The organism is Actinomadura geliboluensis (assembly GCF_005889745.1).
GTDB classification, from domain to species: Bacteria; Actinomycetota; Actinomycetes; order Streptosporangiales; family Streptosporangiaceae; genus Spirillospora; species Spirillospora geliboluensis.
Map to the genome: position 1 here is coordinate 1 of NZ_VCKZ01000036.1, position 17,660 is coordinate 17,660.

Annotated in this window: 13 protein-coding genes; 7 read left to right on the plus strand and 6 right to left on the minus strand. The window is 73.3% G+C overall.

The window, feature by feature from the left end; translation table 11 throughout:
- Positions 1–82: 82 nt before the first annotated feature.
- Positions 83–697, minus strand: coding sequence for a glycosyltransferase family 2 protein (locus ETD96_RS07985; RefSeq protein ID WP_138635647.1), 615 nt, complete (start codon positions 695–697; stop codon positions 83–85).
- Between the two features lie 470 nt (positions 698–1,167).
- Here ETD96_RS07985 and ETD96_RS07990 point away from each other — a divergent pair, with 470 nt between their 5' ends.
- Genes ETD96_RS07990 through yjfF form a run of 4 tightly spaced genes read left to right on the plus strand, consistent with a single transcriptional unit; the run spans position 1,168 to position 5,743 of the window.
- Positions 1,168–2,142, plus strand: a complete 975-nt coding sequence (locus ETD96_RS07990) for an ABC transporter substrate-binding protein (RefSeq protein ID WP_138635648.1) — start codon at positions 1,168–1,170, stop codon at positions 2,140–2,142.
- 24 nt (positions 2,143–2,166) lie between these two features.
- Positions 2,167–3,681: a sugar ABC transporter ATP-binding protein gene (locus ETD96_RS07995; RefSeq protein WP_240807369.1), complete on the plus strand. Its 1,515-nt coding sequence runs from the start codon at positions 2,167–2,169 to the stop codon at positions 3,679–3,681.
- The gene (locus ETD96_RS08000) at positions 3,678–4,730 is read left to right on the plus strand and encodes an ABC transporter permease (RefSeq protein ID WP_138635649.1); all 1,053 of its coding nucleotides are present in this window, start codon (positions 3,678–3,680) and stop codon (positions 4,728–4,730) included. The genes ETD96_RS07995 and ETD96_RS08000 overlap by 4 nt, the downstream gene beginning before the upstream one ends.
- A complete protein-coding gene (gene yjfF / locus ETD96_RS08005; protein ID WP_205719157.1) occupies positions 4,727–5,743 on the plus strand; it encodes a galactofuranose ABC transporter, permease protein YjfF in 1,017 nt (338 codons plus the stop codon). Before ETD96_RS08000 ends, yjfF begins: the two co-directional genes overlap by 4 nt.
- Before the next feature lie 24 nt (positions 5,744–5,767).
- Here the strand turns inward: yjfF and ETD96_RS08010 are convergent, their stop codons facing one another.
- The 3 genes from ETD96_RS08010 to ETD96_RS08020 all read right to left on the minus strand — a co-directional run bounded on the left by ETD96_RS08010 (position 5,768) and on the right by ETD96_RS08020 (position 8,854).
- The gene (locus tag ETD96_RS08010) at positions 5,768–7,378 is read right to left on the minus strand and encodes an alkaline phosphatase D family protein (RefSeq protein WP_138635650.1); all 1,611 of its coding nucleotides are present in this window, start codon (positions 7,376–7,378) and stop codon (positions 5,768–5,770) included.
- A 200-nt stretch (positions 7,379–7,578) separates the two neighbouring features.
- A complete protein-coding gene (locus ETD96_RS08015) occupies positions 7,579–8,490 on the minus strand; it encodes a hypothetical protein (protein ID WP_138635651.1) in 912 nt (303 codons plus the stop codon).
- 4 nt (positions 8,491–8,494) lie between these two features.
- Positions 8,495–8,854: a hypothetical protein gene (locus ETD96_RS08020; RefSeq protein WP_138635652.1), complete on the minus strand. Its 360-nt coding sequence runs from the start codon at positions 8,852–8,854 to the stop codon at positions 8,495–8,497.
- 309 nt (positions 8,855–9,163) lie between these two features.
- Here ETD96_RS08020 and ETD96_RS08025 point away from each other — a divergent pair, with 309 nt between their 5' ends.
- From ETD96_RS08025 to ETD96_RS08035, 3 genes are all read left to right on the plus strand, one after another.
- Positions 9,164–10,813, plus strand: a complete 1,650-nt coding sequence (locus tag ETD96_RS08025; RefSeq protein WP_138635653.1) for a WD40 repeat domain-containing protein — start codon at positions 9,164–9,166, stop codon at positions 10,811–10,813.
- A gap of 16 nt (positions 10,814–10,829) precedes the next feature.
- Positions 10,830–14,213 carry a CHAT domain-containing protein gene (locus ETD96_RS08030; protein WP_138635654.1) on the plus strand — a complete coding sequence of 1,128 codons (3,384 nt, stop codon included), beginning with the start codon at positions 10,830–10,832 and terminating at the stop codon, positions 14,211–14,213.
- Between the two features lie 73 nt (positions 14,214–14,286).
- Entirely contained in the window at positions 14,287–15,027 is a 741-nt protein-coding gene (locus ETD96_RS08035; RefSeq protein WP_138635655.1) for a TetR family transcriptional regulator, read from the plus strand.
- Here the strand turns inward: ETD96_RS08035 and ETD96_RS08040 are convergent.
- Positions 15,017–16,519 carry an FAD-dependent oxidoreductase gene (locus ETD96_RS08040; protein WP_138635656.1) on the minus strand — a complete coding sequence of 501 codons (1,503 nt, stop codon included), beginning with the start codon at positions 16,517–16,519 and terminating at the stop codon, positions 15,017–15,019. The genes ETD96_RS08035 and ETD96_RS08040 overlap by 11 nt on opposite strands.
- Complete coding sequence (locus tag ETD96_RS08045) at positions 16,519–17,562, minus strand: diiron oxygenase (RefSeq protein ID WP_138635657.1); 1,044 nt, start codon at positions 17,560–17,562, stop codon at positions 16,519–16,521. Before ETD96_RS08045 ends, ETD96_RS08040 begins: the two co-directional genes overlap by 1 nt.
- Between the last annotated feature and the right edge of the window lie 98 nt (positions 17,563–17,660).

Below are 17,660 nucleotides of genomic sequence, written 5' to 3' on the forward strand. Positions count from 1 at the left end.
GCACCAGGACCGCGGCCGCCGCCAGGAAGACGGCGCGGGGTCGGCCGCGGCGGCGCTACCTGGGCGAAGCAGGCGTCCACGCTCATCTTCCGGCGGATGCTGGAGATCGACCGGCGAGGAAGTGCGCCGGCAGCGTCACCGGGATGTCCTCGTACAGGACGCCCTCGGGAAAGCGCAGGTCGTGCTCGTCCCAGAACGCGCGGCGGAAGACCTTGTTGGGCACCAGCCGGTCGTACATCAGCAGGTGGTCGCGGGTGACGTGGGTGCGCAGCCGCGTCGACGCCATCGGGCGGCGGTGCATCGGCGACTGCCGCAGCCCCTCCTCGGTGAGCAGCTGGACGTTGCCCGAGGCGAGGTCCGACCCGGTCCGCTCCAGGGTGCTCACCAGCAGTTCGAGCGCGTAGCCGGGCAGGACGTCGTCGCTGTCGACGAACGCCAGGAAACGGCCGCGCACGTTGGCCGCCCCCACATTGCGCGCATTGCCGAGCCCGCCGTTCGCCTGCCGGATCAGCCGGAACCGGGGGTCCTCGTTCACGAAGTCCTGCGCGATCTTCGCGCTGGTGTCGGTCGATCCGTCATCGACCAGTACGACGTCCAATTCGCGGAGCGACTGCCGTGCGATGGAGGTCAGGCATTCCTCCAGATACGGCTCCACGTTGTATATGGGCACTACCACGCCGACTCGCGGCTCAGTCATGGATTTCACCAACTCGTCTCCCGTTCCCCCCGACCATTTCCCCTCCCCGTTCTGGAGACGCTTATGCGGGCCGAAACGATCACACGCGATCGAGATTGATTTTTTTCGGCCGGTGCCGGACCGGAGCCGCCGCCCGTGCGCGGGCGGCGCCGCGGCCGCTGCCGCGGCGGGCGATTCGTCCCGTCACATCCCTTCACGGTAACTCCGCGGGCGGCCGGGCGGGCGGTGCTCGGAGGCGGACTGTTAGCGGTACCAGCGCCCGGCGTCAAGGGCCGCGATCAGGTCCCGAAAGACCCCTGGGGGATTGACACGGTGGAGAGTTAGCGCAAACATTCGTGACACGCGCCACACTGAGCCCCGCCTCGGCGGGGTCCCGTCCTCGGCTCCGAATGTTACCGCTAACATTCGCGGGCCCGCGGACGCCGCCCCAGACGCCCTTCGCCGACCCCCCGAGGAAGAAGGAAGATCCCATGCTCAAGCGGCTCATCGTCGCCGTCGCGGGCGCCTCGCTCGCGCTGACGGCCCTCAGCGCCTGCGGCTCCGGCGACGACGGCTCCGGTTCCGGCTCCGGCAAGCTCGTCCTCGGCTTCTCCCAGGTCGGCGCGGAGTCCGGCTGGCGGACGGCCAACACCAAGTCGATCCAGGAGGCCGCGAAGGCCGCGGGCGTCGACCTGAAGTTCTCCGACGCCCAGCAGAAGCAGGAGAACCAGATCGCCGCGATCCGGTCCTTCATCAAGCAGAAGGTCGACGTCATCGCATTCTCCCCGGTGGTCGTCACCGGCTGGGACGCCGTCCTCAAGGAGGCCAAGGCGGCGGACATCCCGGTCGTCCTCACCGACCGGGCCGTCGACTCCGACGCGTCCCTCTACGTGACCTTCCTCGGCTCCGACTTCGTCGCGGAGGGCAAGAAGGCCGGCGACTGGCTGGTGTCGGAGTACAAGGACGCCAAGGAGCCGGTCAACATCGTCCAGCTGGAGGGCACCGTCGGCGCCGCGCCCGCGATCGACCGCAAGAAGGGCTTCGAGCAGGCCATCGCGGCCGCCCCGAACCTCAAGGTGATCGCCTCGCAGTCCGGCGACTTCACCCGCGCCAAGGGCAAGGAGGTCATGCAGGCCCTGCTCAAGGCGCACAAGGACATCGACGTGCTGTTCGCCCACAACGACGACATGGGCCTCGGCGCGATGCAGGCGATCCAGGAGGCCGGCCTCACCCCCGGCAAGGACATCAAGATCGTCACGGTCGACGCGGTCAAGGACGGGATGCAGGCCCTCGCCGACGGCAAGTTCAACTTCATCGTCGAGTGCAACCCGCTGCTCGGCGGCCAGCTGATGGACACGGCGAAGAAGGTCAAGGCCGGCGAGAAGGTCGAGAAGCGCATCGTCACCGTCGAGACGGTCTTCGACCAGGCCAAGGCCAAGGAGGCGCTGCCCACCCGCAAGTACTGACCCCCAGGCTAGGAGGAGGCGGCCATGACCGTTCCCGTCCTGGAGATGGACGGCATCTCCAAGGGGTTCCCCGGCGTCCAGGCCCTCGACGACGTGGCGTTCCGGCTGTTCCCCGGCGAGGTGCACGCGCTGATGGGGGAGAACGGCGCCGGCAAGTCCACCCTCATCAAGGTGCTGACCGGCGTCTACGGGGCCGACGCCGGGACCGTCGCGATCGACGGGCGCGGCACCCTCGTCCAGGGGCCGCTGCACGCCCAGCGGCTCGGCATCAGCACCGTCTACCAGGAGGTCAACCTCTGCTCGAACCTGTCGGTCGCCGAGAACGTCTTCATCGGCCGCCAGCCGCGCCGCCGGTCCGGCCGCATCGACTGGGCGGCGATCAACCGCCGCGCCGCCGAGCTGCTGGCCCGGCTCGACCTCGACCTGGACGTCACCGCGCAGCTCGGGTCGTACTCGCTCGCGGTGCAGCAGCTCGTCGCGATCGTCCGGGCGGTGGACCTCCAGGCGAAGGTGCTGGTCCTGGACGAGCCGACGTCCAGCCTCGACCGCGGTGAGGTCGGCCGGCTGTTCGACGTCATGCGCCGGCTGAAGGACGACGGCGTCGCGATCCTGTTCGTCTCCCACTTCCTGGAGCAGATCTACGAGGTCTGCGACCGCGTGACGGTGCTGCGCAACGGCCGCCTCGTCGGCGAGTACCCGATCGGCGAGCTGAGCCGGTTCGAGCTGGTCGCGAAGATGACCGGGCAGGAGCTCGCGTCGCTGGAGGAACTCGACGAGACCTCCCTCGGCGCCCCCGAGGGGGAGCGGCTGCTCGCGCTCGAAGGCGTCGGCCGGACCGGCGCGATCGCCCCCGCCGACCTCGACCTGCGCGCGGGCGAGGTCGTCGGGTTCGCGGGCCTGCTCGGCTCCGGCCGCTCCGAGCTCGCCCGGCTGATCTTCGGCGCGGACCACGCCGACAGCGGCCGGATCCGGACGGCCGACGGCCCGGTCGCGATCCGCACACCGCGCGCCGCGATCGACCGGGGCGTCGCGTACTGCCCCGAGGACCGCAAGGGCGACGGCCTGGTCATGGACCTGAGCGTCGCGGAGAACATCGTCCTCGCGCTGCAGGCCGCGCGCGGCTGGCTCCGCCCGCTGAGCCGGCGCCGCCGCGACGAGCTGGTGGACGAGTACGTCAAGGCGCTGCGCATCCACCCGCCCGACCCGGACACCCCGGTGAAGAACCTGTCCGGCGGCAACCAGCAGAAGGTGCTGCTCGCCCGCTGGCTCATCACCCGGCCGAAGCTGCTCATCCTGGACGAGCCGACGCGCGGCATCGACATCGGCGCCAAGATCGAGATCCAGCGCCTCGTGGTGTCGCTCGCCCGCGACGGCATGGGCGTCGTGTTCATCTCCGCCGAGCTGGAGGAGGTGCTGCGCATCTCGCACAAGGTCGAGGTGCTGCGCGACCGCAGGCTCGTCGCCGAACTCCGCAATGACGGGTCGCTGACCCCCGAACGCATCCTGCAGACCATCGCGAACGGAGACGCGGAGGCATGAACCGGGCGCACTCCCTCTCCCGACTCGCCGTCCTCACCCGGAGCACGCTGTTCTGGCCGGTGACCGTGCTGGTCGTCCTGCTGCTCGGGAACGTCGTCTTCACGCACGGCTTCCTGGCGATCCACGTGCGGCAGGGCCACCTGTACGGGAGCCTCATCGACATCCTGCTGTTCGGGGCGCCGCTGATCCTCGTCTCGCTCGGGATGACGGTCGTGATCGCGACGGGCGGCGTCGACCTGTCCGTCGGGGCGACCGTCGCCATCTCCGGCGCGCTGGCCTGCTACCTGATCAGCGAGGGCCACGGCCTCGTCGTCTCGATCGGCGCCGCCGTCATCGTGTCGCTGCTGCTGGGGATGTGGAACGGGCTGCTGGTCACCCGCCTCGGCATCCAGCCGATCATCGCGACGCTGATCCTGATGGTGGCGGGACGCGGCGTCGCCCAGCTCATCACCGGCGGCCAGATCATCACGATCAACGACCAGGACTACAAGATGATCGGCGGCGGCTACTGGCTCGGCCTGCCGTTCGCGATCATCCTGGTGGCGATCGCGCTCGCGGCGACCGTCCTGCTGACCCGGCGCACCGCGCTCGGCATGCTGCTGGAATCGGTCGGCGGCAACGCCGAGGCGTCCCGGCTGGTCGGCATCCGCGCCGCCGGGCTGATCGTCCTGGCGTACGCGTTCTGCGGGCTGTGCGCGGGGATCGCCGGGCTGATGATCAGCTCCAACACGCTGTCGGCGGACGGCAACCACGCCGGGCTGTGGATCGAGCTGGACGCGATCCTCGCCGTCGTCCTCGGCGGCACCGCCCTCACCGGCGGCCGGTTCTCGCTCGCCGGGACGGTCGTGGGCGCCCTCATCATCCAGACCCTCGACACCACGATCTACACCGCGGGCATCCCGCCGCGCACCACGCTGGTCTTCGAGGCGGTCGTCGTCACGATCGTGTGCCTCCTCCAGTCGCCCGCCTTCCGCGCCAAGTTCGCCCGCCGCCGAAGGCCCGCGCGCCCGGAGCCGGCCAAGCCCAGCAAGCAGGAGGTCACGGCGTGAGTGCGGTTCTCTCTGGTGCGGCCGTTCGCGGGCGGGCCCTCGTGCCGCGCCGCAGGCATGTGCCCGTCCTGGTGACGCTCGGGCTGTTCGTGGCCGCGTTCGCGGCGGGGGCGATCCGCTACCCGAACTTCGGCACCACCCAGGTCTTCCTCGACCTGTTCATCGACAACGGGTTCCTCATCGTCGTCGCGGTCGGCATGACGTTCGTGATCCTCACCGGCGGCATCGACCTGTCGGTGGGCTCCGTGGTGGCGCTGTCGGGGATGCTGTGCGCGATCGGCACGATGAAGCTGCACCTGCCCGCGCCGGCCGTCATCCCGCTGGTGCTCGCCTTCGGGACGCTGTTCGGCGCGGCCATGGGCTACATGATCCACGTGTTCCAGGTGCAGCCGTTCATCGCGACGCTCGCCGGGATGTTCCTGGCGCGCGGCCTGTGCCTGACGCTGAGCGAGAACCAGATCTCCATCGACGACGCGTTCTTCGACACCCTCGCCCTCAACTCCCTGCACCTGCCGGGCGGCGACCACCTCTCCTACGGCGCGGTCACCGCCCTGCTCGTGGCCGCCGTCGGCGCCGTCGTCCTGCAGTGGACCCGCACCGGCCGCAACGTCTACGCCGTCGGCGGCAACGAGCAGTCGGCGATGCTGATGGGCCTGCCCGTCGGCCGCACGAAGATCCAGGTGTACGCGATCAGCGGCTTCTGCTCCGCACTCGGCGGCGTGCTGTTCGCGCTCTACACCCTGTCCGGCGACCCGACCCACGCGATCGGCATGGAGCTGGACGCGATCGCCGCCGTCGTCATCGGCGGGACGGTCCTCACCGGCGGCTCCGGCTACCTCGTCGGCAGCGTCCTCGGCGTCCTCGTCCTCGGCGTCATCAAGACCATCCTCAGCTTCGAGGGCACGCTCAGCTCCTGGTGGACGCGCATCGCCATCGGCGTCCTGCTGTTCGGCTTCATCGCCCTCCAACGCCTCATCGGAGCCCGCCGCCGCACCCGCCCCGCCGTCCCCTGACCCGGGTCCGGCGGCTGGACGCGGTCAGGCCGGCTGGACTCCGGGCTTCCGGTCTTCGACGACGAAGGACGCCCGGGTGGAGACGGGGGCGCCCGGCCTGGTGACGTAGGGCAGGACGCGGAAGTCGCTGCGCCAGGCGTCGCGGTCGACGTTCACCCTGATGTAGCCGCGCTGGGCGTTGAAGAAGCGCATGTGCGGGTTCGCGGCGAGGAACCTGCGGCCGAGGTCGTCCATGTCGGCGCCGTCGCCGCCGGAGGTGACGGACGTCGTGACGAACTCGGTCGCGACGGTCGGCGAACCGGGCTCGTCGAAGTCGCGCTTGAGGTCGACGGCGTAGTTCTGGTGGCGGTCGCCGCTGAGCACGACCAGGTTCCGGACGCCGTGCTCGTGCGCGGCGGCGAGCACCTTGTTGCGGTCGGCGACGTAGCCGTCCCACGGGTCGACCCACACGTCCTTGCCGGGGCCCGCGTCCCAGTCGGTCTCGCCCATCGGGACCTGGTTGCCGAGGATCTGCCAGCGGGCCCGCGACCGGGCGAGGCCGTCCAGCAGCCAGCGGCGCTGCTCGTCCCCGAGGATGGTGCGGGCGGCGTCGAAGCGCTCGTCGCAGGACGAGGTGCGACCCGTCCCGTTGCCGTAGGAGCACGCCTGGATGTCGCGGTGGCCGCGCGTGTCGATCATGGTGAGGTCGGCGAGCCGGCCGTAGGAGATGCGGCGGTGCAGCCTGATGTCCGGGCCCGCCGGCATCTGGGCGCGGCGCAGCGGCAGGTTCTCGTAGAACGCCTGGAAGGCGGCGGCCTTGCGGGCGGCGAACTCGGCCGGGTCGGGGTTGGGGTTGCGGCCCATGAGGACGGTGTCGTCGGCCCAGTCGTTCACCACCTCGTGGTCGTCGAGGGTGTGGATCCACGGGCACTGCGCGTGCGCCCGCTGCAGCGGCTCCTCGGCCTTGTAGAGCGAGTACTGGAGGCGGTACCGGGCGAGGTCGAAGGTCTCCGTGCCGAACTGGGGCGGGACGGTCACCCCGCGCCGGTTGTTGTTCGTGAGCTCGTACTCGTAGATGTAGTCGCCGAGGTGGACGATCAGGTCGAAGTCCTCGTCGGCCATGTGGTCGAAGGCCGTGAAGTAGCCGTCCTGCCACGCCTGGCAGGACGCGACGCCGAACGAGAGCTCGCGCGGGAGCGACCTGGCGGCGGGCATGGTGCGGGTGCGGCCGACGGGCGAGATCTCCCCGGCGGCGCGGAAGCGGTAGAAGTACTCGCGGCCGGGTGCGAGCCCGGAGATCTCCGGGTGCACCGAGTGGCCGAGTTCGGGCGTCGCCACGGCCTCGCCGCGCCGGACGATCCGGCGGAACCCCTCGTCGTGCGCCACCTCGTACTCGACCTTGATGCGGCGGTCGGGCATCCCGGCCCTGCCGTCGGCGGCGAACGGGTCGGGCGCCAGCCGGGTCCAGAGCACGAAGCCGTCCGGGGACGGGTCGCCCGATGCGATGCCGAGTGTGAAGAGACCAGATTTACGCAACGTGTAGGCGTGCGCGGCGGACGCGCCGAGCGCGCCGGTGCCGAGCAGCACGGTGGCCGCGCCGGCCCCGCTCCAGCCGAGGAACTTGCGCCGTGAGAACGGGTTGACGTGCGGAGACATGTGGACCTCCTGTGCTCGGGGGCAGAGCGAGGCGGCCCTCCGCCGCGGCGGCGGACGGGCGGTGCCGGCTGACCGAGGTTGATCATAGGTCGGCGCCGTGGAAAATATAACGTCTTGTTTTGCGAACATCGCAGTGATAGACGTGATGAACGTGCGAACAGATCAGCTGTTATCGCACCCGTCGTCCTCGGCTCGGCGGGTCAGCGTCCCTTGCGGGTCTGGCGGGTGATGGCCCGGCCCTCGTCCTGCGAGAGGGGGCCCGTGCTCTCGGGCGGCGACGTCCCGAGGGAGGTGGCGAGGGTGCGTCCGTGCAGGTCGAGCGCCGCTTCGGTGAGGTCGGTGAGTTCGGCCAGCGCGGAGCGGGCGCGCGTCCACCCGGTGAGGGCGACGGCGAGCGCGACGACCGCGGCCGGCCACCACCACACGGTCAGCACCGCGTACGGGATCGCCCAGGCGAACGTGACGACGGTCGCGGCGAACTGGCCGTGCGCGGCGGAGATGTCGGCGCGGACCGGGTCGGGCAGGACGAGCCACAGCCGCGGCCAGGCGAACGCCAGATCGAGGGAGTAGCGGTTCAGCGCGACCTGCTCGACGGCGGCGACCCGGTCGCCCATCCAGGTGGGGCGCGCCGGTGGCGCGAGGGCGATCCGGTTGGCGCGGTCGGCGGCGGCGTCGATGGCGGCCTGCTGCGCCGGTGTCCGCTCGGCGGCGGGGTGCGCGCGCTGCAGGGCGTGGCGCGTTTCGACGTGCGCGTTCCAGCGTTCCGACCGTGCCCGGGTGAGCCGGTCGCGTAGCCCGTGCAGGCCGCGCGGCCACTGGCCGAGCCACAGCGCGCGGACGGGCGCGGTGAGCGCCTGGACGACGAGGCCGATACCGCACGAGGCCAGCAGCAGCCAGACGGCCGTGAGGATCTGCGCCGATACGGTGAGCTTGCCCTGCTCCGTCCCGAGGGCGGTGACCTGGGCGCGGAGCATGGCCAGGTCGAGGGCGTGCGCCCAGCCGAGCCGGGACCCGGCCCAGGCGACGCCGACGAACAGCAGGCCGGGGACGGCGAGCAGCCCCACCCAGCGTTCGGCGAGCTTCTTGGCGAGCTCGGTGAAGAAGGCGTTCACGCCGTCACCGCGGGGCCATCGGGAGGCCGGTGACGCGGCAGCGCGGGAACGGGCCGGCGGGCACTCCGTCGGCGATCCGGTCGCAGGCCCCGTCGGGGCAGCCGAATGTCTCCTCGTCGGCCCGCCCGGGGCCGGCGCCGGGGAGGCCGGCGGCGGGCCCGCGCCCCGGGCCGCCCGGGTCGCCGCCGACGAGTTCGGCGAGCAGCGCGCGGACGGGGCGGCGGGCGCGGGCCGCGGCCTCGACGCGGGACAGCAGCAGCCGCTCGGGCCCGTCCGCGCACTGCTCCCGCAGCGCCGGGAGGTCGTCGCAGAGCGCGCCGAGCGCCCGCCGTTCGGCGGATTCGTCGTTGTTCCGTTGTTCCACGGGCGAGAACGCTATCCGCGCCGGGGCGGCCGGTGGCCGTTTCCCGGCATCTTTCCCGGCATCGCGTACAACGGAGGTGCCCGTGGTTAGGATCGCCGCGTGCCCGGCACCAGGTTCTGGAACTTCGCATTGGACGATGGTCATTCCCCGGTGATGCAGTGGGTTCTGCGCGACCACGATCCGATTGAGGGGCCCGTCCATATCCAGGTCGGTGAACTCGGTTCTGGCGACTGGTATGTGCGTCACCAGGGCTTCGGCGTCCGCGCGTTTCCGGATAAGGGCGCGGCGTGGCAGGCGGTCCAGGCGCAAATGCGGCGGCATAAGGGGCGCTGGGAGCCGACTCCGGTCGACGCCGAGCCGTTCCGCCGGGTATGCGGCGCCGACGGTTCCCGCGTCCTTTACGACACCGGCGGCTCCTGCCTGTACGAATGCTGGGGCGAACTAAAGGACGACCTCTGGGACGAACTCCACTCCGCGGTCGACGCCGGGACGACGCTGCGCCGGACGGAGACGCACGCGCTTCTCGGAGGCTCGATCGAGGTGGCGCGGTACGACGATCCCAAGGACGGCGCGCGCCGGTTCGCCGTCATCGAGAACATGGATCCGGGCAGCGAATACCGGGTCGTCGACTATCCGGACGAGGAGACCGCCGTCCGGAGGTACGTGGAGGTCGTCCGGGCCAATGAGGACCCCGAACTCCCGTACCGCGACACCGACCTCGACGACGTCGGCTTCGAGGCGCCGATCAAGGGCCGTCCCGAGATGCCCGCGGGCCTCAGCGCCCTCCCGGACGGGTCGGTGATCGCCAGTGTCGACGCCGACGAGTGGCGGTACGTCTACGGCAGGCCCCGGTCCGAGTGGGCGCTGACACCGGACGGGCCACCGGCGCCGGACGGGCTGACGCCGTCCGGCCCGGTCCGCGCCGCCACGGGGAGGCCGCGTGCCTGGGCGCCTTCGCGGGTGGACGTCCGCGACATCACGCCGCCCGCCTGGCCGGACACCGCCGGCGGCGGGCCGAGCCCGAACGCGCTGGCCCTCGCCGCCCTGCCCGACGGCCGGACCGTGCTCGCGTCCGCGCACGACGACGCGGCCCGCCTGTGGAACCTCCGCGACGGCGCGGCGGCGCGCACGTTCGCCGGCCACACCAAGTGGGTGCTGGACGTCGCGCTGGCCGTGACCGGCGACGGGACGACCGTCCTGGCGACGGCCGGGAAGGACCAACTCGTCCGGGTCTGGTCGGCGCTGGACGGCACCGCCCTCCAGGAGATCGACGACCACGAGGGCGCGGTCAACGCGGTGGCGTGGGCGTGCCCGCCGGGCCAGGTCCCCTCGCTGGTCTCCGGGAGCGACGACGGGACGGTCCGGGTCTGGTCGGTCGAGTACGTCCGCGAGCGGGCCTGCTTCACGGTCGGGCCGCCCGGCGTCGAGATCGTCTGGTCGGTCGCGGCGGCGGTGCTGGCGGACGGGCACACCTGCGTCGCCGCCGCGTCGGACGACTCGGAGCGCTCGACCGTCCACGTCTGGGACGTCGACACGGGCGCGAAGACGCACGAGTTCGCGCTGGAGTCGCGGGCGATGGCGGCCATGCCGAAGGTGGCGCTCGCCACGCTGGACGACGGCTCCTTCCGGGTCGCGGCCGCGTCCGGATCGGCGGTGCACGTCTGGGACGGCCTCACCGGCGAACTTCTGCGCACCTTCTCCTTCGACGCGGCCGGTTCCGCCGACGTCGCCCTCGGCGTCCTGCCGGACCTGCGGGTCGTGGCCGCCGCGACGAGCGGGCCGCTGACGCTGGCGTGGGAGGTCGAGTCGGGCGCGGAGCTGGTCCGGCTCGACCACGGCGCGAGCGGCCTGTACCAGCCGGTCGAGCTGGTGGGGCGTCCCGGCGAAGGGCTGGTGCTGGCGGCGGCCCGCGAACGCGACAGCCCGGCCCGCGCCCTGCTGCTGAACCTGCACTGGTAGCGGGCGGGCTTCCCCGATGCCGTTGGACGACCTGTCCGCCAAGCTCGCGGACCTCTTGGCGGAGTACGAGGCGATCGGCGACCGGACGCTGCCGCTGGGGGCGGAGGCCGGCGAGTACGCCGAGGGGCTGTGGCGGAACGTCCGGGCCGTCGACACCGCGACGGCGTCGCCGGTGCTGATCGACGCGTACGCGCGGGCGAGCGTGCTGCTGGCGCGGCTGCACTACGAGCGGCACAGCCTTCGCGAGGGAGCGGCGGGGGACGTCGATCTCGCGCGGGCCGTGGTCGCGCTCGCGCCCGTCGCCGCCGACCGCCGCCGGGTCCCGCCGCCGATGCGGCCGCTGCTCGGCCGGGCGTCCGACGACGAGACCCAGGCGGCCGCGGCGCACGCCATGCTGCGGTCTCCCGCGCGGGATCCTGCGTTGCTCGATGCCGCGATCGCCCTCATGACCCCGGCAGCGGCCCGCAGGCCCGCCGACGTCTCGCGGCAGGCGGCGCTCTGCACGGCTCTCCGCCTCCGCCATGAGCGGGACGGCTCACCGGACGACCTGGACCAGGCCGTCACCGCCGGAGAGAAGGCCGTAGCGGGCCACCCCGAAACGGCGGCGGCCTGGGAGGCCCTCGCGGCCGCCTACCGATGCCGGTACAAGCTGCGCGGAGACCCCGAAGACCTCCGGCGCGGCATCCGCCTGCTCGAACGCGTCGCGCACGACGGCGGCGGGCCGCACGTCCTCGCCGATCTCGGCACCGCCCACCGGCTCCTGTTCGAGCACAGCGACGACCCCGGGCACCTCAACACCGCCGTGCGCCTCTGCGAGAGCGCCCTCACCGCCGCCGGAGAGGACGCCCGTCCGGCATGGCGCTCCGAACTGAGCGCGGTGCTGCTGCGCAGACACGAGCGGACCGGGTCGCGCGCCGACCTGGACCGGGCCGCCGACCTGGCCGAACAGGTCGCCGCGTCCGCGCCCGAGGACGACCCCGACCGGGGCGTCCACCTGGCGGAGGCCGCCACCGCCGTGCTCCGCAGGCAGCGCCGCACCGGCGACCCGGACGAACTCGACCGGGCCGTCGTCCTCGCCGGGGACGCCCTCGACACGCTCCCCGAGGACGACCGGCGCCGCCCCGTCGTCCTGCGCAGCCTCGCCGACGCGCTGCACCGGCGCTCGATCGCGACCGGTTCGCTCGACGACCTGAACCGCGCCGCCACGGTCGCGGGCTGGGCGCTGGCCGCCGTCCCGTCCGGGCATCCGGCGCGCGGCCCGGCCGCCGCGCACCTCGCCGCCGTCCACCTGACCCGGTACACGCGGACCGGCGTGCTCACCGACCTCGCGCGGGCGGTCGAGGCGGGGGAGGAGAGCCTGGCATCGCCCGGGAGCCTTCCGGCGCGGTGGTCGATGCTCGGCGAGGCGTACCGGCTCCGGTCCGGCACCGTCGCCTCCGACGCCGACCTCCACCGCGCGATCGAACTCGGTCGGCGGGCGGTCGGCGCCACGGCCGCCGACGATGCCGCGCTGGCCGGCCGGCTCGCCCGCCTCGCCGCCGCGTACTGGACGCGCCACCAGGCCACCGGCGACTCCGCCGACCTCGACCGGGCGATCATCCTCGGCGGCCGGGCCGTCGCCCGGACGCCCGCCGACGATGCCGACCTCCCGCGCCGGTGGGCCGACCTGGCGGCGGCGCGGCTGGCCCGGCACCGCGCCGGCGGTTCCCCCGGCGACCTCACCGCCGCCGTCGACCTCGCCGAACGCGCCTGGAACGGCCTGCCGCGAGACCACCCCGACCGGCCGCGGGCGGCGGCCGGGCTGTGCCGCGCCTACCAGGCCAGGGTGGAGCGCGGCGGCGGCGCGCCGCCCCCGGACCGGATCCACGCCCTCGCCGGGCTGGACGACAAGCAGCCGACCGCGTCCCCCGCCGACCGGGTCGCGGCCCGGCACGCGGCGGGCCTGCTCGCCCGGGCCGCCGGAGCCGGCCGCCAGGCGGCGGAGCTGCTGGACGCCGCCGCCGCGCTGCTGCCGTCCGTCGCGCCGCGCGAGGCCGGATGGGCCGACCAGCAGCACCGGATCGGTGCGCACGCGGGCCTGGTCGCCGCGGGCGTCGCCGCCCACTGCGACCGCGGCGACCCGGCGGGCGCCGTCGAGTTCGCCGAGCTGGGCCGGGGCGTGCTGCTGGCCGCGCAGGCCGGCACCCGGGCGGGGGCGGCCGACCTCCGCGACCGCGACGCCCGGCTCGCCGACCGGTTCCAGTGGGTGTGCGAGCGGCTCGCCACCCCCGGCTTCGGCGCCGACGAGCGCCGCCGCTGGTGGCACGACCACGACACGCTGCTGCGCCGCATCCGCGCACTCCCAGGGCTGGAGCGCTTCCTGGCGGCGCCGCGCCTGGACGACCTGCGCGCCGCCGCGGCCGGAGGCACCGTCGTCCTGGTCAACGCGGGCCGGGACGGCGGTGACGCCGTCCTCGTCACGGCCGACCGTCCGCCCGTCCGCGTGCCGCTGCCGGAACTCCGGGACGCTGCCGTGGCCGACCAGGTCACCGCCCTGCTCGCGGCGCTGTCCGGCGGGGGGACGCTCAGCCGTGTGATGGTGCGGCGGCGGACCGTCCGCGACGTCCTGGCCTGGCTGTGGCGGACGGCCGTCGGCCCCGCCGCGGACGCCCTCGGACCGCCCCGCCCGGGACCGCACCGCGTCTGGTGGCTGCCGACCGGCGCGCTGGGCCTGCTGCCGCTGCACGCCGCCGAGGAACCGGGCCGGCCCGGTGCCCTCGACGTCATGGTCTCCTCCTTCGTCCCGTCCCTGCGGGCCCTGAGGGACGCGCGGAACCGGCCGCCCGCCACCCGCCGGGAACCGCTGACGGTCGTGCTGGAGCAGACCCCCGGCCAGGCCGACCTGCCCGGAGCGGCGGCGGAGGCGTCCCTCCTCGGCGGTTCGACGCTGACGGGCCCGCGCGCCACCGCCGCGAACGTCCTCACCGCCATCGGCAACGCCACCTGGGCGCACTTCGCCTGCCACGCGGTCGCGAACCCCGTCTCGCCCGCGGCCGGCGGCCTGCTGCTGCACGACCGGACGCTGACGCTCCCCGAGATCGCCGGCCTGCGACCGGCCGAGGCGGAGCTGGCGTACCTGTCGGCCTGCTCGACCGCCGACCACGGCGTCCGGTACGCCGACGAGGTGCTGCACCTGGCGTCGGCCTTCCAGTTCGCCGGGTTCCGGCACGTCGTGGCCAGCCTCTGGCCCGTCGACGACACCGCCGCCGCCGAGGCCGCCACCGCCTTCTACGCGGCGCTGCCGGAGACCCCGGCCGCCGACGCCGCCGCGCCCGTCCTCCGCGAGGTCGTCCTCGGCATGCGCGCCCGCCACCGCGCCGACCCCACCCTCTGGGCACCCCTCGTCCACAGCGGTCCCTGACGCCCGGGCGGGCCCGCAACGTGGCGGGGTCGGTAGAGTCGGTGGGGCGGTCGACCAGTGCGAAAGGGAGCCGATGGCGGGTTCGGAGAGCGGGTATCAGGCGCGCTGGGAGGAGCACAACACCGCGCGCCAGCTGATGATCCTGCGCGCCGCCGTCGACCTCATCGAGGAGACCCCGCCCGGCACCCACATCCCGGTGCAGAAGATCGCGAAGCGGGCCGGGCTCGCGAAGTCCGTCGTGTACCGGCGGTTCGCCGACCGCGACGACCTCGACCGCCGGATCAGGTCCTACCTCGTGGACGACTTCGCGAGCACGCTGGCGGTCAAGCTCGACATCTCGCACGGCTCGGTCGAGGAGATCCTCCGCAGGACCATCGACACGGTCGCCGGGTGGATGTCGGAGCACCCCCGCCTGCACGACTTCATGCGGCAGGGGCCGACCCACGACGACGCCGCGGGCGCCGACGCGGTCAGCAGCCTCCGGGGCCGGATCGCGACCCGGGCGCACGAGATCATCGCCGCGTTCCTGGCGTCGTTCGACCTCGACGACGGCGGCCTGGAGTCGCTTCCGCTGGCCATCGTGACGATGGTCGAGGGCATGCTGACGCAGTGGGTGCGCGAGCCCGCCCCGCGCAGGCCCCGCCCAGAGATCGTCGCCGAGCTCGCCTCCTACGCGTGGTTCATGCTGGACGGCGCCGCCCGGTCGCTGGGCCTCGTCATCGACCCCACGGCCGAACTCCGGACGGTCGTCGAGCGGCTGACCGGCGCCGGAGCGGCGAGCGGCGCGGGAGCGGTCAGCGGCGTCACGGCGTGAGCACCGGGCCCCGCTCCAGGCGCGCCGCCAGGTCGCCGGGGCCGGCCTCCGGATCGGCGAGGACGCCCGCGTTGAAGTCGTCCACCAGCGCCCGCACGGTCTCCTGCGCGCACGACTTGTTCGTGCCGATGAAGCCGGTCGGGCCGCGCTTGATCCAGCCCGCGACGAACGTGCCCGGCACGGCCCGGCCGGTCGCCGGGTCGAGGACGCGGCCGCGGTCGTTCGGCACCGTGCCGGTCGCGTCGTCGAACGGCAGGTCCGGGACGGGCACGCCCCGGTAGCCGATCGCGGTCAGCACCAGCCCGGCGTCCACGGTCTCCGTCCGGCCGGTCGGCTCGACGCCGTCGCCGGTGAGCGCGTTGCGCCCGAACTCGACGCCCTCGGCGCGGTCGCCGCCGAGGATCCGCAGCGGCGAGAGCAGGTACCGCAGCCGGATCCGGCGCGGCGCGGACGGGTCGGCGGCGAGGCCGCGCAGCACGTCGAGCTTGGGACCGGTGGTGCCCTCGGGGCCGAGGTCGTCCGGTGGGACGGTGAGGCCGACGCCGGGCGTCGAGCGGAGGCCGATCAATTCGGGAAGGGTGAACGCCGACTGCGCGGGCCCGCGACGTCCGGCGACGACGACCTCCTCGATCGCGCTGGCGCGCAGCGCGTCCAGCGCGGCGGGGGCGATGTCGGTGCCGGCGAGGATCGCCGGGTCGACGGTGAGGATCCGGGCGACGTCCAGCGCGACGTTGCCGTTGCCGATCACCACGGCGCGGGGGTGCGACAGGTCGAACGTCCGGTCGGCGAAGTCCGGGTGGCCGTTGTACCAGGCGACGAACTCGGTGGCGGACGCCGTACCGGGCAGCCCGGCTCCGGGGACGTCGAGCCGGCGGTCCGTCGACGCGCCGACCGCGTAGACGACCGCGTGGTGGTGGGCGAGGAGGTCGTCGTGCGTCACGTCCCTGCCGACCTCGACGCCGAGGTGCAGGTCGAGGCCGTCCTGCGCGCGGATGGCGTCGAACTGCCCGGCGACCTTCCGCGTCCGGCGGTGGTCGGGCGCGACGCCCGTCCGCGCCAGCCCGTACGGCATCGGGAGCCGCTCGAACATCGAGACCCGCGCGCCGGGGACGGTCAGCACCTCGTCGGCCGCGTACATCGCGGCCGGTCCGGAGCCGACGACGGCGACCCGCAGCGGGGCGGGCCGCTCACGGACCCGCAGCGGCGGCACCACCGGCGCGAGCAGGGGCCGGGACCGTGGGGCGTCGTAGAACGCGGAGTTGACCGACAGGAAGTCCAGCTCGTCCTCGGTGAGCTTCGTGTGCGGCTTGATCGCGTCCACCGGGCACGCCGAGACGCAGGCGCCGCAGTCGACGCACGCGGCCGGGTCGATGTAGAGCATCTCCGCGGTCGCGAAGTCCGGCTCGTCCGGTGTCGGGTGGATGCAGTTGACCGGGCAGGTGTAGACGCAGGACGCGTCGCCGCAGCACGACTGCGTGACGACGTGCGGCATCAGGCGAGCCCGCGCGCTTCGCGGTGCGGCTCGCCCCGGTACCGCGACGGCTTCCCGTCGATGTGCAGCGCCTTCCACAGCCGCTTGGCGGCCGGCGTCATCAGCCCGAGGTCGTCGGCGAGCTTGCGCATGTCGCCGAAGTACCCGGAGAGGATCGCGCGCGAGTGCGGGCTGCGCCAGAACGCCTCCCGGTAGACCTCGCGCGGGATGCCGAACTGCTTGGCGAACGAGCGCGGCGGCGTCATGATCTCCCCGGCCAGCCAGCGCATCGCGAGGGGGAACGCCAGCGCGCACGCCGCCCGGCTGCCCCGGCCCATCCGCGGGACGTGCACCCGCAGGAAGTCGTTGGCGAACGAGATGTGCCGCGCCTCCTCGGCGATGTGGATCTCCATCGTGCGCAGCATCGCCGGCGGGATGCGCTCGCCCGACCGGATGAGGGCCTTCTGGTAGTGGTCGATGGGCTCCTCGCCCGCCAGGATCCCGATGAACAGCACCACGTGCGCGTAGCCGCCCGCCACGCCGATCAGCGGCGACAGCCGCCGGAACCACGGCCGCATCCCGGGCACGTCCACGCCGATCCGGTTGACGAGCTCCTGGAACATCTGGATGTGGTTGCACTCCTCCGTCATCTCGTGGAGGCAGTAGCGGAACTCGGCCGACCCGTTGGGCAGCTTCATGATGTACTGCATCATTCCGCGGATCAGGATGCTCTCGAACGCCGCCCCGACCTTGATCGAGTTGGCCATCCGCCACTTCCCGATCTCGATCTGCCGCTCCAGCGGCAGCTCCTGGTACCAGCGCGTCGCGCCCAGCGGGTCGATCTCCGGTGACAGCACCCAGCGCGGGTCGTCCGGGTCGAGGGCGAACTCCGGCGCGTCCCAGTCGATGTCGAGGAAGGGGTCGAAGCGCCGGTGCACCGACCCTTCGGACAGCGTCCGCAGCAGGTCCCGGTACGCCTGGTCGAACGGATCGGTTCCGGAGTTGATCGACCCGGTCTTGGCGGACCCGGTGTTGGTGGACCCGGTGTTGGTGGACAGCGTCATCGAGACCTCCTCGTCGTGGCGGATCCCGTCTGGCCCGCGGCGCGGCCGGCGTCGCGGGCCCGGCCCTGATGCGGAATTTACTGAGACACTGTGTCCCA